This is a genomic window from Pseudoprevotella muciniphila (assembly GCF_003265305.2).
GTDB classification, from domain to species: domain Bacteria; phylum Bacteroidota; class Bacteroidia; order Bacteroidales; family Bacteroidaceae; genus Alloprevotella; species Alloprevotella muciniphila.
In genome coordinates this window covers 1,822,583-1,838,485 of sequence record NZ_CP033459.1, presented here as the reverse complement: position 1 = coordinate 1,838,485, position 15,903 = coordinate 1,822,583, and the positions used below count along the sequence as shown (strand labels likewise).

Annotated in this window: 8 protein-coding genes, 1 tRNA gene and 3 rRNA genes; 7 read left to right on the top strand and 5 right to left on the bottom strand. The window is 47.8% G+C overall.

Annotated features, from left to right (window positions below; translation table 11 throughout):
* Positions 1-108 precede the first annotated feature (108 nt).
* The 4 genes from secDF (at position 109) to C7Y71_RS07410 (ending at position 5,022) form a co-directional block, all read left to right on the top strand.
* Entirely contained in the window at positions 109-3,129 is a 3,021-nt protein-coding gene (secDF, locus tag C7Y71_RS07425; protein ID WP_111897939.1) for a protein translocase subunit SecDF, read from the top strand.
* Positions 3,130-3,283: 154 nt separating this feature from the next.
* Positions 3,284-3,817, top strand: coding sequence for an RNA polymerase sigma factor (locus tag C7Y71_RS07420; protein WP_111897938.1), 534 nt, complete (start codon positions 3,284-3,286; stop codon positions 3,815-3,817).
* Positions 3,814-4,401: a hypothetical protein gene (locus C7Y71_RS07415; RefSeq protein ID WP_111897937.1), complete on the top strand. Its 588-nt coding sequence runs from the start codon at positions 3,814-3,816 to the stop codon at positions 4,399-4,401. The genes C7Y71_RS07420 and C7Y71_RS07415 overlap by 4 nt, the downstream gene beginning before the upstream one ends.
* A 39-nt stretch (positions 4,402-4,440) precedes the next feature.
* Positions 4,441-5,022 (top strand): hypothetical protein, encoded by a 582-nt coding sequence (locus tag C7Y71_RS07410; protein WP_146739367.1) that lies wholly within the window; start codon positions 4,441-4,443, stop codon positions 5,020-5,022.
* Positions 5,023-5,170: 148 nt separating this feature from the next.
* On the opposite strand, the gene rrf is transcribed toward C7Y71_RS07410, so the two are convergent.
* The 5 genes from rrf to C7Y71_RS07385 form a co-directional block, all read right to left on the bottom strand.
* Positions 5,171-5,281, bottom strand: a 5S ribosomal RNA gene (gene rrf / locus C7Y71_RS07405).
* A gap of 99 nt (positions 5,282-5,380) precedes the next feature.
* A 23S ribosomal RNA gene (locus C7Y71_RS07400) occupies positions 5,381-8,273 on the bottom strand.
* 187 nt (positions 8,274-8,460) lie between these two features.
* A tRNA-Ala gene (locus tag C7Y71_RS07395) sits at positions 8,461-8,534 on the bottom strand.
* A 176-nt stretch (positions 8,535-8,710) separates the two neighbouring features.
* Positions 8,711-10,243, bottom strand: a 16S ribosomal RNA gene (locus C7Y71_RS07390).
* Together the 16S, 23S and 5S rRNA genes with 1 tRNA gene alongside form the textbook arrangement of a ribosomal RNA operon.
* 398 nt (positions 10,244-10,641) lie before the next feature.
* A complete protein-coding gene (locus tag C7Y71_RS07385) occupies positions 10,642-11,409 on the bottom strand; it encodes a WecB/TagA/CpsF family glycosyltransferase (RefSeq protein WP_111898244.1) in 768 nt (255 codons plus the stop codon).
* Positions 11,410-11,597: 188 nt separating this feature from the next.
* Between C7Y71_RS07385 and C7Y71_RS07380 the strand changes: the two genes are divergently transcribed.
* The 3 genes from C7Y71_RS07380 to C7Y71_RS07370 all read left to right on the top strand — a co-directional run bounded on the left by C7Y71_RS07380 (position 11,598) and on the right by C7Y71_RS07370 (position 15,900).
* On the top strand, positions 11,598-12,659 hold the full coding sequence (locus C7Y71_RS07380; protein WP_226943414.1) for an NAD-dependent epimerase/dehydratase family protein: 1,062 nt from the start codon (positions 11,598-11,600) through the stop codon (positions 12,657-12,659).
* 40 nt (positions 12,660-12,699) lie between these two features.
* Positions 12,700-13,662, top strand: a complete 963-nt coding sequence (locus C7Y71_RS07375; protein ID WP_111898245.1) for a phosphatase PAP2 family protein — start codon at positions 12,700-12,702, stop codon at positions 13,660-13,662.
* Between the two features lie 120 nt (positions 13,663-13,782).
* Complete coding sequence (locus tag C7Y71_RS07370) at positions 13,783-15,900, top strand: HD family phosphohydrolase (RefSeq protein ID WP_111898246.1); 2,118 nt, start codon at positions 13,783-13,785, stop codon at positions 15,898-15,900.
* Positions 15,901-15,903: the final 3 nt, after the last annotated feature.

Genomic DNA, 15,903 nt, shown 5'->3' with positions numbered 1-15,903 from the left:
AAATTTGCAGGCTAATTATTGTGTCCATGCCATAGGCGTGTCTTTTTGGTGTGGTCAAATGGTATTGAAACGAGAAATAATTCAAACAAAAAATAATTTAATCTCCAAATGCAAAACAAAGGATTTATCAAACTGTTTGCAGCGCTTCTTGCCTTGATTTGCATCTACTATTTCAGCTTTTCTTTCGTAACAGATCACTTTTACGATGAGGCTGCTAAAGTAGGTTTAACAGCAAAGGATAAGGCAAAGAAGGCAAATGACAAACTGAGCGTTGCACAATTAGACAGCATCGCTACCGCTACAGAGAACGCTTATCTCGACTCTATGCGTAATGAGAATGTCTATCTGGGCAGAACGCTTAAAGAATGCGAAAAACTGCAATTAGGTCTCGGTTTGGACCTCGAAGGCGGTATGAACGTAATTCTCGAAGTTTCCATCCCCGACGTTGTAAAAAATTTGGCTGGCGAAAGTGCCGAAACGCCTGCTTTCAAGCAAGCATTCGAAACGGCTACAAAGCAGTCGAAAGGCGGTGAGAACTTCATTGACAACTTCATCACAGCCTATCAGCAGAAAAATGGTCAGAACAAATTAGGCGGTGTTTTCGCAAGCACACTTAAAGAAAGCAAAATTACCTATCAGTCCACCGATGACCAGGTGCGTAGCGCACTGAATAGCCAGGTCAAGATTGCTGTTGACAACTCAAACGAAGTTGTTCGCACACGTATCGACCGTTTCGGTGTGGCTCAACCTAACATACAGGTTCTTCAAGGTCGCGGCCAGATGGGTCAAATTATGGTAGAACTTCCTGGTATCAAGGAACCTGAGCGTGTTCGTAAACTGCTTCAGGGTAGTGCAAACCTCGAATTCTGGGAGACTTACCGCCTAAGCGAAATCCGTAGCCAGTTGCTTGAAGTAGATGACATCATTGCAAATGGTGGCACAATTGAAAGCAAAGACGAGGCTAATGCTGCTCCTGCAGATAGCACAAAGGGCGACAGCACAAAAACAGCTACCGCTGCTAATGAAAAGAAAGCAGAAACCGCTACAAGCAAGAAAGGTATCCTGCGCGACATGCTCGTGCCTATGGCTGACCGTTGCGAAGTGCTTAACGCTCGCGCCATTGATACAGCAGCCGTTAACCGCATCATCTATTCTGATGTAGCAGCTAACCGCTTACCAAAGAACCTCCGCCTGAAATGGGGTGTGAAGCCAGAACAAGGCAACATGTATGTGCTCTATGCTCTGAAGACCAACGAGAAGGGCACAGCTACAATGAATAATGTGAACGCTCAAGCTAAGGACGACTTCAATCCTGAGAACCACCGTCCTATCGTATCTATGTCGATGAGTACGAGTGCCGCTCGTGAATGGGCTAACCTGACCAAGCGTGCAGCAGCCGATAACAAGCGTGCTGTGGCTATCGTTCTTGATGGATATGTATATAGCGCTCCTAACGTACAGAACGAAATTCCTAACGGAAACACTGAAATCAGCGGTAACTTCACTACTGACGATACACGCGACCTTGCTACGGTAATCAACTCAGGTAAGATGCCTGCTCCTGCAAAAATCGTGCAGGAAGAAACCGTTGGTCCATCACTTGGTGACGCCTCCATCCGCGCTGGATTCACTGCTTGTATCGTGGCATTCATCCTTTTGATGATTTACATGTGCCTCACCTATGGTTTCACTGCTGGTATGGTAGCCAACTGTGCGCTGATGCTGAACTTCTTCTTCATGTTCGGTATTCTCACAGCATTCCAAGCAGCATTGACTATGAGTGGTATTGCAGGTATGGTGCTCTCGCTCGGTATGGCTGTCGATGCCAACGTGCTCATCTATGAACGCATTAAAGAGGAACTTCGTGCTGGTAAGGGTATTAAGCAGGCTGTGGCAAGTGGTTATGACAATGCTTTCTCTGCCATCTTCGACTCCAACCTTACCTCTATCATCACAGCTATTATCCTCTACAACTTCGGTACAGGTCCTATCAAGGGCTTCGCCATGACACTCGGTATTGGTATCGTAGCTTCATTCCTCACAGCCGTATGGCTCACACGTATTGTTTACGAACACTTCTTGAACCGCGACAAGTGGCTCGGCTTGACCTTCACAACCAAGATGTTCAGCAACTTCTTGACAAACACGAAGGTGAAGTTCATGGAGATGTCGAACAAGACATTCGTCATCTATGGCATTCTCATCGTGGCATTCATTGCTTGTCTTGGCATCCGTCAACTTTCGCCAGGTATTGACTTTACTGGTGGTCGCAACTTCGTCATTGAGTTCGAGCAGAAAGACATTACGCCTGAGCAAGTTACAGATGCTGTGGCTAAGAACATGCCTAACGCTAAGGTTAGTGCTATCAGCATTGTAACAACAAGTAACAAGGCTGTTCGTTTGAGCACGAACTACAAGATTGATGATGACAGCGAAAATGTTGACCAAGAAATAGAAAAAATCATTTGGCAGTCGCTGACCGATGCCAAGTTGATTAAAGCTAACTACGACACGTTCAAAGATCGTGACAACAAGGCTGGCGGATCAATCATAAGTGCCCAGAAGGTAGGACCTTCTGTTGCTGCAGATATGGTGAAAGGTGCTATCATCAGTGTGATTCTCGCCCTGATTGCCATCTTCATCTACATTCTCATTCGCTTCCGCAACGTTGCCTTCTCTGTAGGTTCAGTAGGCGCATTGGTGGTCGATACACTGTTCATCATCGGTATGTATTCCGTATGTTATGGTTGGGTACCCTTCTCGCTCGAAGTGGACCAAACATTCATCGGTGCCGTACTGACCGCTATCGGTTACTCCATCAATGACAAGGTGGTTATCTTTGACCGTATCCGCGAATTCTTGAAACTCTACCCGACACGTCCAACAAGACAGTTGCTCAACGACTCTTTGAACTCAACGTTGACCCGTACAATCACAACATCAACGACCACATTACTCGTTCTGCTCTGTATCTTCTTCCTGGGCGGTGATAGTATTCGTTCGTTCGCATTCGCAATGATATTAGGTGTTATATTCGGTACCCTTTCTTCCATCTTCCTCGCTTCGCCGATTGCTTACCGTCTGCTCGACCGCAAACGTATCGTGGCAAGTGCTGACGAGAAGGAATAAAGAAAAACAACATAAAAAAAACCTTTGAAAAGCGCGTCACCAAAAAGACGCGCTTTTTTTATTTACCTTCATAAACTTTTCAACAAAACAAGCCTCTTATAGGTGTGAGCCGCTGCACGGAATTGCACTCCAGGCAACAAAGTCAAAGCAGCCGATGTTCGGAAGAAAAAAACAAGACGATATCGAAGCGCAGAGGGCGCGGTTTTCCAGTGCAGTTGCAGCATACGACAGGCAACTCTACTGGCACATACGCCGTCTCGTGGTAGTGCATGAAGACGCAGCAGATATCTTGCAGAATACGTATGTCGCTGCATGGGAACATTACTCCGAACTACGAGATAAATCTGCAATCCTTTCATGGCTTTACAGAATTGCTACCAGGGAAGCACATAACCATCTGAGAAAGGTTACGAAATATGCTGCACAGGACATCGACGTGGAAACATCGGAAGAACTGCAACGACGATACCAGAACGAGACACTTACTGGTGACGAGATTACACAACTGCTCCAAAAGGCAATATTCACACTGACAGAGGCACAACGAGTGGCATTCAACCTTCGCTATTACGACGAAATGAATTACAAGGAAATAGCCAACGTAATGAACATTAGTGAATCTACGGCAAAAGTGCATTACCACAACGCGAAACAGCGCATAGAACAATATCTCAAGGAATACGAATGAATACTAACAGCGACATATTCAGGAAGGCAGGTAAAAACATGCCATACGAAGTGCCGGAAGGTTTCTTCGACCAAATGGACAATCGTTTGCGGGAAGCAACAAATGGCAAACCGGCGAAACGCACATACATCATATCCATTTGGAAGGTAACCGGCGTGGCAGCCGCAGTGGTCATTGCGCTCATTTCCGGTGCTCTCATCATGACTAAACGGCCGCTTTCTCCAGAAGGTGTAGGGGAAACGGGCATAGCCAAGGTGGATACACCCGACAACAGCATAATTCACACTCAAAACAGTTCAACAGATCAGACAAAGCAAGAGGGAAAAACAACACTTGAACAAACGGTTGCTGTAACAAACGAACATACACCGCTGAAACAGTCTAAAACAAGGACAACAGAAAAGAGATATGCTGCAAAGCCACAAGCAACAAAACCTGCTGCAAAAAAAGTGGAGAAACAGCCGGCTGCTAAGGTCAGTGATCCACTCAATCTCTACACGCCAGATGCCACTGATGCACAGTCAGAACAAATGCTCATGGACTTGGCAGAAGCCGATATTTTCATGAACCAATACTCAGACTAAACAAAACAACTAATAATTAACCCACAAAAAAATAAAAAAATGAAGAAAATTTTTTCAATGATTGTATTATGCCTCACTTTAGGCATGACGACAATGATGGCACAGAACAAGAACGAAGGCCATAGAGACCGAAACGAAACACCTGAACAGAGAATCAACAAGCAGGCCATGAGAATGGTGGACGCACTGTCGCTAGATGACAAAACTGGCGAAAGATTCATCACAACCTACAAGAATTTCAAAAATGACATATTCGAAGTCATGAAGAAATACCCACGCCCCGAGCGCACTCCTAAAGCCGAAGGAGAGAAATCGAGGAAAACCGATGCTGAAATCGAAAAGGAAATAAAGGATCAGTTCGCAATGAGCCGCGAGATTCTCGACGTTCGTGAACGCTACTACAACGAATTCCGCAAGTTCCTCAATCCACGCCAGATTAAGAAGATGTATGGAATGGAGCGTGAAGGCATGAAGAAACTTGGAAGACCTCACGGACCTTTCAAGGCTGGAAAACCAAACCAACGTGGCAAACAATGGCAAGGTCGACCGGGATGGTATAACCAACGTCCCCACAGACCGGCACAAAACCAAACAAATACTCCAACTAACGGACAGAAATAAAAATCACAGAGAAAAAAAGCGAGAGCACTATTGCTCCCGCTTTTTAATGGAGTATAAGCACTCCTTTGTTTATTAATATACATTTGTCTGGATAGTCAAGACTTTGTCATTAGGCACAAAAAAGGTCCGCACTTGGCGGACCAGAATAAAATGGCGGCGACCTACTTTCCCGCAGTTATGCAGTATCATCGGCGCGACCGGGCTTAACTGCTCTGTTCGGAATGGGAAGAGGTGGAACCCCGGCGCTATAACCACCGTAAATAACAGTGACATGTGAAAACCGAAAACAATCTGATAAAAAACAATTCTCAGACCAATCTTCATGTATCATACAGCGCTTAGTATCTGCGCCATAATAAACAGTAAGTTTCGGGCAATTAGTACTGCTCGGCTTTGCCGTCGCCGACTTTACACCTGCAGCCTATCAACGTCATCGTCTATGACGACCCTCATAAGGAAATCTAATCTTGGGGCCGGCTTCGCACTTAGATGCTTTCAGCGCTTATCCGATCCCGACATGGCTACCCGGCAGTGCACCTGGCGGCACAACCGGCAGACCAGAGGTCAGTCCGACACGGTCCTCTCGTACTAGTGTCAGAGCCCCGCAAATTTCCTGCGCCCACGATAGATAGAGACCGAACTGTCTCACGACGTTCTGAACCCAGCTCGCGTGCCACTTTAATGGGCGAACAGCCCAACCCTTGGGACCTTCTCCAGCCCCAGGATGTGACGAGCCGACATCGAGGTGCCAAACCACTCCGTCGATATGAGCTCTTGGGAGGGATCAGCCTGTTATCCCCGGAGTACCTTTTATCCTTTGAGCGATGGCCCTTCCATACGGAACCACCGGATCACTATGCTCTAGTTTCCTACCTGTGCGGCCTGTCGGCCTCCCAGTCAAGCGCCCTTATGCCATTACACTCTGCGGCCGGTTACCAATCGGCCTGAGGGCACCTTTAGAAGCCTCCGTTACGCTTTTGGAGGCGACCACCCCAGTCAAACTACCCACCAAACGCTGTCCGCGCAACAAGCGCGTTAGAAACCAAACAGCGGAAGGGCCGTATTTCAACGGCGGCTCCATAAATACTGGCGTACCTACTTCATAGCCTCCGGCCTATCCTACACATCCACGGCCCGGTCACAACGTTAAGCTGTAGTAAAGGTTCACGGGGTCTTTTCGTCCCATCGCGGGTAATCGGCATCTTCACCGATACTACAATTTCACTGGAATCACGGTTGAGACAGTGTCCGGATCATTACACCATTCGTGCAGGTCGGAACTTACCCGACAAGGAATTTCGCTACCTTAGGACCGTTATAGTTACGGCCGCCGTTTACTGGGGCTTCAATTCAAGGCTGCACCCGAAGGATGACCTCTCCTCTTAACCTTCCAGCACCGGGCAGGTGTCAGGCTGTATACGTCTTCTCTGTAATTTGCACAGCCCTGTGTTTTTGGTAAACAGTTGCCTGGACCTATTCTCTGCGCCTCACTAAAATGTGAGGACCCTTTTTCCCGAAGTTACAGGGTCAATTTGCCTAGTTCCTTAACCGTGAATCTTCCAAGCGCCTTAGTATATTCTACCCGACCACGTGTGTCCGTTTACGGTACGGGTGCCGCAACGGTTAAGCTTAGCGGATTTTCTAGGAAGCATGATTACCTCCACTCGCGCAGCCCGAAGGCCTTGCGTACTTTCAGAGTTCAGCTCAGGGGGTGGATTTGCCTGCCCCCATCAACACCTACATCCTTAAACGCGCTATTCCGTCAGCGCGCGGGAGTGTCACTTCTCCGTCTCCACATCGCCCGTTGCGGCAGTAACGGAATATTAACCGTTTCTGCCATCGGCCTCGCCATTCGGCTTATCCTTAGGACCCGACTAACCCCGGGACGATTAGCGTTGCCCGGGAAACCTTGGTCTTTCGGCGGGAGGGCATCTCACCCTCCTTATCGTTACTTATACCTACATTTGCTTTTCCCAACGCTCCAGCGCACATCACCATGCGCCTTCAAGGCAGAAGGGAATGCTCCCCTACCGATACACAATAAATATGCATCCCGCGGCTTCGGCAAATGGTTTAATACCCGATTATTATCCATGCACGGTCCCTCGACTAGTGAGCTGTTACGCACTCTTTGAATGAATGGCTGCTTCCAAGCCAACATCCTAGCTGTCACCGGAACCACACCTCGTTAGTCTAACTTAACCATTATTTCGGGGCCTTAGCCGGCGGTCTGGATTCTTCTCCTCTCGGGCGTGGACCTTAGCACCCGCGCCCTCACTCCCAATCTTAACCTGCACGCATTCGGAGTTTGTCCGGACTTGATAGGCGGTGAAGCCCTCGCATCCGATCAGTCGCTCTACCTCATGCAGGAAACAATCGGGGCTGCACCTAAATGCATTTCGGGGAGTACGAGCTATCTCCAAGTTTGATTGGCCTTTCACTCCTACCCTCACCTCATCCAGAAGCTTTTCAACGCTTATTGGTGCGGGCCTCCATCCCGTGTTACCGGGACTTCACCCTGGACAAGGGTAGATCACTTGGTTTCGCGTCTGCCGCACGTGACTAGCCGCCCTTTTAAGACTCGCTTTCGCTTCGGCTGCGCGCATCATTGCGCTTAACCTCGCCGCGTACGACAACTCGTAGGTTCATTATGCAAAAGGCACGCCGTCACCATAAAAAATATGGCTCCGACCGCTTGTAGGCGTACGGTTTCAGGAACTATTTCACTCCCCTACACGGGGTGCTTTTCACCTTTCCCTCACGGTACTGGTACACTATCGGTCTCTTACGAGTATTTAGCCTTGGCGGATGGGCCCGCCGGATTCACACAGGATTTCTCGTGTCCCGCGCTACTCAGGATACAGCTATGTCACAGATAACTTCGCGTACGGGCCTGTCACCCTCTACGGACGCACTTTCCAATACGTTCCGCTCGCCATCTGATGTACAATAACGCTGTCCTACAACCCCACAAGGGCCGGAACCCCCGTGGTTTGGGCTAATCCCCGTTCGCTCGCCACTACTTGGGGAATCACTTTTGTTTTCTCTTCCTCCGGCTACTAAGATGTTTCAGTTCGCCGGGTTCGCCTCCCAAAAAAGGGATGACAGTACTTCATACTGCCGGGTTGTCCCATTCGGAAATCCGCGGGTCAAAGGCTATTTGCGCCTAACCGCGGCTTATCGCAGCTTGTCACGTCCTTCATCGCCTGTAAGAGCCTAGGCATCCACCGTACGCCCTTTCGTACTTACTTGTCTATATCACATCATACGGAAATGAAAAAAAACATTCCGTAAAACGCAAGACGCATATACTAAAAGCTGTACTTCTTTTCAGATCACCTTAATGAAATTGTTTTCTTACGATTGTTTACGGTTTGTACAACATGTCATGGATCGCTTCGGACTACCACAGCAATAAAGTGGATTTAAGTCCGGGTGTGGAGAATATCGGGGTCGAACCGATGACCTCTTGCATGCCATGCAAGCGCTCTAGCCAACTGAGCTAATCCCCCGCTTTCAGCGGATTGCCTCACATAAATATAATGTTTAGCAACATCAACGCTCAGCATCATTTATTCCCGCCGTTATATCCAATAAATCCAATTACCGAAAGAGACAGCACAGGAAAGATGGGAAAAAACATCTCCTAAAAAAATAACTATATCAACTATATCACCAAAGCCTCCAGAAAGGAGGTGTTCCAGCCGCACCTTCCGGTACGGCTACCTTGTTACGACTTAGCCCCAATCACCAGTTTTACCCTAGGCCGATCCTTGCGGTCACAGCTTTCAGGCACCCCCAGCTTTCATGGCTTGACGGGCGGTGTGTACAAGGCCCGGGAACGTATTCACCGCGCCATGGCTGATGCGCGATTACTAGCGAATCCAGCTTCGTGGAGTCGGGTTGCAGACTCCAGTCCGAACTGAGGAGGATTTTAACGGATTAGCGTCCTGTCACCAGGTAGCAGCCCTCTGTAACCTCCATTGTAACACGTGTGTAGCCCCGGACGTAAGGGCCGTGCTGATTTGACGTCATCCCCACCTTCCTCACATCTTGCGATGGCAGTATCTGCGGAGTGCCCAGCATAACCTGATGGCAAACGCAGAAAAGGGTTGCGCTCGTTATGGCACTTAAGCCGACACCTCACGGCACGAGCTGACGACAACCATGCAGCACCTCTATGGCGGTCCCGAAGGAAATCAGGCGTCTCTGCCCAACGGCCACCACAGTTCAAGCCCGGGTAAGGTTCCTCGCGTATCATCGAATTAAACCACATGTTCCTCCGCTTGTGCGGGCCCCCGTCAATTCCTTTGAGTTTCACCGTTGCCGGCGTACTCCCCAGGTGGGATACTTAATACTTTCGCTCAGCGGCATACCGTATATCGCATACCGCGAGTATCCATCGTTTACTGTGTGGACTACCAGGGTATCTAATCCTGTTTGATACCCACACTTTCGAGCCTCAGCGTCAGTTGCGCCCCCGGCACCTGCCTTCGCGATCGGAGTTCTTCGTGATATCTAAGCATTTCACCGCTACACCACGAATTCCAGCGCCGCTGTGCGCACTCAAGTAAAACAGTTTCAACTGCAGTCGCGACGTTGAGCGACGCAATTTCACAGCTGACTTATCCTACCGCCTACGCTCCCTTTAAACCCAATAAATCCGGATAACGCCCGGACCTTCCGTATTACCGCGGCTGCTGGCACGGAATTAGCCGGTCCTTATTCATGCGATACTTGCAATATGCCACACGTGGCACACTTTACCCTCGCATAAAAGCAGTTTACAACCTGTAAGGCCGTCATCCTGCACGCTACTTGGCTGGTTCAGTCTTGCGACCATTGACCAATATTCCTCACTGCTGCCTCCCGTAGGAGTTTGGACCGTGTCTCAGTTCCAATGTGGGGGACCTTCCTCTCAGAACCCCTACCCATCGTAGGTTAGGTGGGCCGTTACCCCGCCTACTGCCTAATGGGACGCATCCTCATCCTGTACCGATAAATCTTTGCTTTCTCTGTCATGCAACAAAAAAAGAACATCGGGCATTAATCCTACTTTCGCAGGGCTATTCCCGTGTGCAGGGTAGATTGGATACGCGTTACGCACCCGTGCGCCGGTCGCCATCACAGAAAGCAAGCTTCCTGCATGCTGCCCCTCGACTTGCATGTGTTAAGCCTGTAGCTAGCGTTCATCCTGAGCCAGGATCAAACTCTTCATTGTAAAAAATATAATAAATTGTTTCCTTGGCTCGGTGACTAATTATAAAGTCGTGGATCAAATGGAGTATCGAATACTTCAATTGACGGAGATGTAAAAAAAAATTTTTTTACCCTTTCTCGCTCATGTACAAAATAATATGAACAATAAGCAAGAATCTCTCTTGTACTTCTCTTTTCAGTAATGGAAAAATTTCAAAGAACTATGCTCAAGACACAGACGGGATATGCCCGATTTGTCATTAGCGGGTGCAAAAGTACAAACACTTTTTATTCCCACCAAAGATTTTTTGAAAAAATTTTAAATATATTTTTTACGATTTTGTCAACCTTCTTAAATTCAGCAAAATAGAATTTTTATACTGTATTCTTTTCGGGACAAAACTATTAGCGAAATAATGCTTACTCCTCTTTATTCTTGGTTTGCCGGCGCTCTTTTCTCACTTTTCGCCATTCGCGCCAAAGTATCCCGGGCGTTGTGCGAAGAATCCAGAAACAACGTGGTATTTGCTTCTTGGGGTCTTCGAATATGCGGTGGAGGAATTCAAGATGGCATTTAAGCATCCACTTCGGAGCACGTTTCTCTCCTTTGCCGCTATGAAACTTGAATGCCGCCCCTACTGCTATGCTTACGCCACGCTTGAGGTGGGGGTCAAGAAACGACATAAAGAATTCCTGCTTCGGTGCACCAAGAGAGACAAACACAATATCAGGGGCTGCTTCATTGATTTCTGCTGCTATGCCTTCATAATCGAAGTCTGCCACCTTGCAGAAAGGCAGTTCGTAGAAAAGCATATTCTCCACATCTGGGTTCATCTTCATGAGGTTCTCCTTGAGCGACTCAAGGATAGTCTTATCGCCTCCGACGAATGCCATGGTATATTTTCTTTGGGAAACGATGAGTTCCATGAATTTCGTTCCACTGCATTGCTTCCGCTCCAACCCATATATCCTCCTTATATATATTGGCACATAACTGCTGTCGCAAATGGAGAACATGGCATTGTCCACAACATTTCTGTATCCTTCGTTCCGATGGTAGGTGTTGAGTATGACGCCGTCCGATACACAGATGTAGCCTGTTTCTCCAACACGCAACTTCTCATCGATGCTGGCTATGGCTGCATCGAAGTCAAATTCGTAGTTGATACCAAAAAACTTTTCTACCATCTTGTGCCTCTTATTTTACAGAAGTTCTGAAGAAGTTTTTCTATTCCATCTGCAAAGTTCTTTCTTTTTTTTCTTTTATACAAATTTATACATCAAAAACTTATAGAAAGACAACAACAAACAGTCGGAATGACAGGCTTTTAAACCCAAATCTGCCATCAAACCGATTTGGTCAGCAGCCAATCTTATTGTTTCGCTATTTTTTCGCTACCTTTGCAGCCGTGAATTTCAAGGGCGAAAAGATACTGGTCACTGGTGCTTCGGGCTTTATCGGCAGTTTCATTGTGGAGCGGCTACTGGAACTCGGGGCAGAAGTGTGGGCTGGTGTTCGGCAATCAAGCAGTCGTGAATACTTACAAGATTCACGTATCAAGTTTCTCGAGTTAGATTTCTCTGACAAAGGCACGCTCTCTGATCAACTGAAAAGCCATGGTCCTTGGCACCATGTCATTCATGCCGCAGGAGCCACAAAATGTAAAAACGCTGCTGATTTCTTCACTATCAACACGGATGGCACCCGTCATTTTGCTGAAGCACTCATTGAGACACAAACCATCAAGGGTCGTTTCATCTATTTCAGTTCGCTGAGTGTGTTCGGACCTGTACGTCAAGAACCCACAGGCAACGGAAAGTTTCATTATGCCAAGATAACGGAAAGCGATACTCCCATGCCCAACAGTGCGTATGGTCAGAGCAAACTACGCGCTGAAGCCGCCCTTGAAGCCATAAAGGATCTGGATTATGTCATCCTTCGTCCCACGGGGGTTTATGGTCCTCGCGAAAAGGACTACTTCTTGATGGCGAAAAGCATCAGGCAGCACATCGACTTTTCCGTTGGCTTCAAACCACAGGAAATCACGTTCATCTTTGTACGCGACCTCGTGGATGCCGCTTGCCTTGCGCTTAGCAATGGGCCCTCCCGACGGGCTTATTTCCTGACCGACGGCGAAGTGTACGATAGTCGTGCCTTTAGCAATCTACTCCAAGCCGAGATGGGAGTGCGCTGTGTTCTTCATATAAAGGCTCCCTTGTGGCTGCTCCACGGAGTTTGCAAAATTTCGGGCACACTGGCTAAATGGCGAGGAAAAACCACCACGCTCAATATGGACAAATACCACATCCTGCGGCAACGCAACTGGCAGTGCGACATCCAGCCTGCTCAGGAGTTGCTTGGCTATGTCCCCAAATACAAACTTGAGGAAGGTGTGAAAGAGAGTGTGGCATGGTATAAGAAAGCAGGATGGTTATAGAAACAGTATTCAGGTAATTAAAAAACACTACTATCTACGTATGGAACATCGACCCACAGGTCTTTTAGGTATAGAAAAAGTTACATTAGGCTATATCCTTTTTACCACTATTCTGATTGGTATCTTCTGGACGGGCATGAATTCACCGCTCACAATGCTTGGCATACGTGGGTGCGTCATACTGCTAATTGCTGCGATATATGGCATCTACCAGTTCCGACCCACAAAAACGACCTACTTCATACGCCAGGTAGCACTCTTGTTCTTGTTGCCATATTGGTATCCTGAAACGTATGAGTTCTGCCGCCAATTCCCCAATCTGGACCACATCTTCGCCGGCATCGACCTTGAATTGTTTGGCTGCCAGCCGTCCATGGTGTTCAGCGAGGTGCTTCCCGGTAAAATATGGAGTGAACTGTTCAATGCAGGTTATTTCGCTTATTTTCCAATGATTTTCATCTGTGTCCTGCTGACACTTTTCGGCAAGCGCAAATACTTGGGTCAGACGGTGTCCGTCATACTCATCTGTTTCTTCTTTTATTACACCATTTACATTTTCCTGCCTGTGGCAGGACCTTATTACTATTTCCCCACCATCGGGCACGATGCTATGGTTTCCGGGCAATATCCCGAACTCCACGATTATTTCCGAACCCACATACAACTTCCACCCTCTGCTTCTGCCACAGACGGGTTCTTCAAAAGCCTCGTCTCACTCACTCAGGAAAGCGGAGAGAGACCCACTGCCGCCTTCCCCTCGAGCCACGTGGGTATGAGCACCATCGTCATGCTGCTCACTTACCGCCTCAGAAAGGGTACGTTCTGGATATTCCTGCCACTGTATATCCTGCTTTGTGGCGCTACGGTGTACATCAGTGCACACTATCTCATCGACTCCATCTGCGGCCTCATCTCTGCACCCATCTTCCTCACCATCGCATTCAAAATATATCGACGCATAGACGACGGCGACGCAAGGGCAGAGTATTTGGTGGGTTGGTAACTTCAACGGAAGAAATACGAAACACCGCGCCAGAACCACTGAGGCACCTCGCTTTTTTCTTGACTTTTTCTTACGAGATTGTCAGTAAAATGCTAATTTTGCGGTACAACGAAAACAAAAATGGCAAAGGATCCAGAAAAATCCATATTCGACAACAGCATCCAATACCTCACCATCATCACTACGGTGATTGTATCGGTCATCCTGCTCACACTCACACTTCCCCCGCCCAACAGCGTGAGCCTGTCGTCCTATTCAGACGGCGAGGTGTGGGGAAGGAAAGCCTTGATTGCTGACGAGGCTTTCCCGCTCTACAAGTCGGAAGCAGAGATAAAGGCACAAAAGGACAGCATCAGGAAACACTTCAAGCCATACTTCAAAATAAATGTATCGCAAGTTGACTCTTCGCTTGCCATTGTTTCTTCAAAAGCGAAAGATGACCAATTCGCACAATTCCCTCCCGCGTATATCAACTATATCAAGGAAGGCATCAAGACTGCGTACGAAAGGGGTATAGTCTCTGCCAACGAACTGAACGAAGCCAAAAGCAAGGGACAGACGGAAATTAACGTTGCGCTGGACAAAGAGAGCAACCTTTATGACATCGACTCCCTTTTCACACCGCAAACGGCATACGAGTATGTCATGAACCGCGATTCTGCACACTTTAAACGTGAAATTCTCAATGCCATTTTTTCAGAATTCGACCACGACAACACCGTCCTCATCACCCCCAACATCATTCTGAATGCTGAGATGAGTGCCTCCCAACTCAACAGCCGCCTGGCAGAAGTGGGAGAAACGAAAAGCAGTGTGAAGAAGGGCGAAAAAATTATCGACTATGGAGAAGTGATTGATGCAGAGAAAAAGGTTCGTATCGATTCATACGTGAGAATGATAAACGAAAAGAACCTGTCGAGCAAAGAAGGTCAGACAGAACTCCTCGTAGGGCGGGCGCTCTTCTTCCTCGGGCTTTTGCTTGCCTTGGGTGTGTTTCTCTACATCTTCCGACGCGACATCTTGCGAAACAAGCGGAGTGTCATGCTCATTTTCACGTTAGTTACCATCTTCCCGCTTATCACACATCTGCTCCTGTTGTTCCAGATGCTCAACGTCTATCTGCTGCCATTTGCTATGGTAGCGATTTTCATGTGCATATTCTTCGATGCAAGAACGGCATTCATGGCTCTTCTCACTACGATACTTATTTCATCGCTCGGACTGAGCAACCCATACGAGTTCGTGCTCATCGAAGTGGTGGCGGGTCTTACTGCCATCTTTACCGTATCCGAACTCACGGAGCGCTCAGAATTGCTCAAGATAACGCTCTATATCACCATCGTGAGTCTGGTTTTCTCATTGGTGTTCGACCTCGCACAAGGGCGACAGATTCATGAATTGCAAGGCGCACATTACCAATACATCACGGGTGGTGGCATCATGATCCTCTGCTCCTACCCCTTGCTCTACTTACTGGAACGGGTGTTTGGCTTCAATTCTCAGATGACCTTGATAGAACTGATGAACATCAACAACGACATTTTGAGCCAACTCTCTCAAAACGCTCAAGGCACCTTCAACCACTCAATGAACGTGGCAAACCTTGCCACCGACGTGGCCAAGAAGATTGGAGCAAAGGTGCAACTCGTGCGGTGTGGAGCCTTCTACCACGACATTGGCAAGATGGCGAACCCAACGTTCTTCACAGAGAACCAGATGGGAGTAAATCCACACGATGCCATCGCCGATGAGAAGGAAAGCGCAAAAATCATCATCAGTCATGTCGCGGAGGGCGTCAGAATAGCCAAAGAGCACAACCTTCCGAAGGAAATTATCGACTTCATCCTGACACACCATGGTAGAGGTTATACGAAATACTTCTACGACCAATGGCGTAACAAGCAAAACCACGGCAAGGACGACATCGAAGCATTCACATATCCTGGTCCCAACCCGCTTACTAAAGAACAGGCTATTCTGATGATGAGCGACGCAGTAGAAGCCACAGCACGCAGTCTGAAGGACTATACAGCCAAGAGCATCTTCGATATGGTGAACAGGATTGTACAGCGACAGATAGATAATGGTTACTTCAAGCGCTGTCCCATCAGTTTTATCGAACTGGAACTCGCCAAACGCACACTTATCGACAGCCTGAAAAAGATGTATCATACACGCATCGCCTACCCAGATGAGAAACCCGTTGAAGAGGCAGAAAAGTCCGTGAAGAATAACTAACTA

Bases quoted from the DNA above. Each gene is read 5' to 3' on its own strand.
- secDF (WP_111897939.1), top strand. From the start codon at position 109: ATGCAAAACAAAGGATTTATCAAACTGTTTGCAGCGCTTCTTGCCTTG.
- C7Y71_RS07420 (WP_111897938.1), top strand. From the start codon at position 3,284: ATGTTCGGAAGAAAAAAACAAGACGATATCGAAGCGCAGAGGGCGCGG.
- C7Y71_RS07415 (WP_111897937.1), top strand. From the start codon at position 3,814: ATGAATACTAACAGCGACATATTCAGGAAGGCAGGTAAAAACATGCCA.
- C7Y71_RS07410 (WP_146739367.1), top strand. From the start codon at position 4,441: ATGAAGAAAATTTTTTCAATGATTGTATTATGCCTCACTTTAGGCATG.
- C7Y71_RS07385 (WP_111898244.1), bottom strand. From the start codon at position 11,409: ATGGTAGAAAAGTTTTTTGGTATCAACTACGAATTTGACTTCGATGCA.
- C7Y71_RS07375 (WP_111898245.1), top strand. From the start codon at position 12,700: ATGGAACATCGACCCACAGGTCTTTTAGGTATAGAAAAAGTTACATTA.
- C7Y71_RS07370 (WP_111898246.1), top strand. From the start codon at position 13,783: ATGGCAAAGGATCCAGAAAAATCCATATTCGACAACAGCATCCAATAC.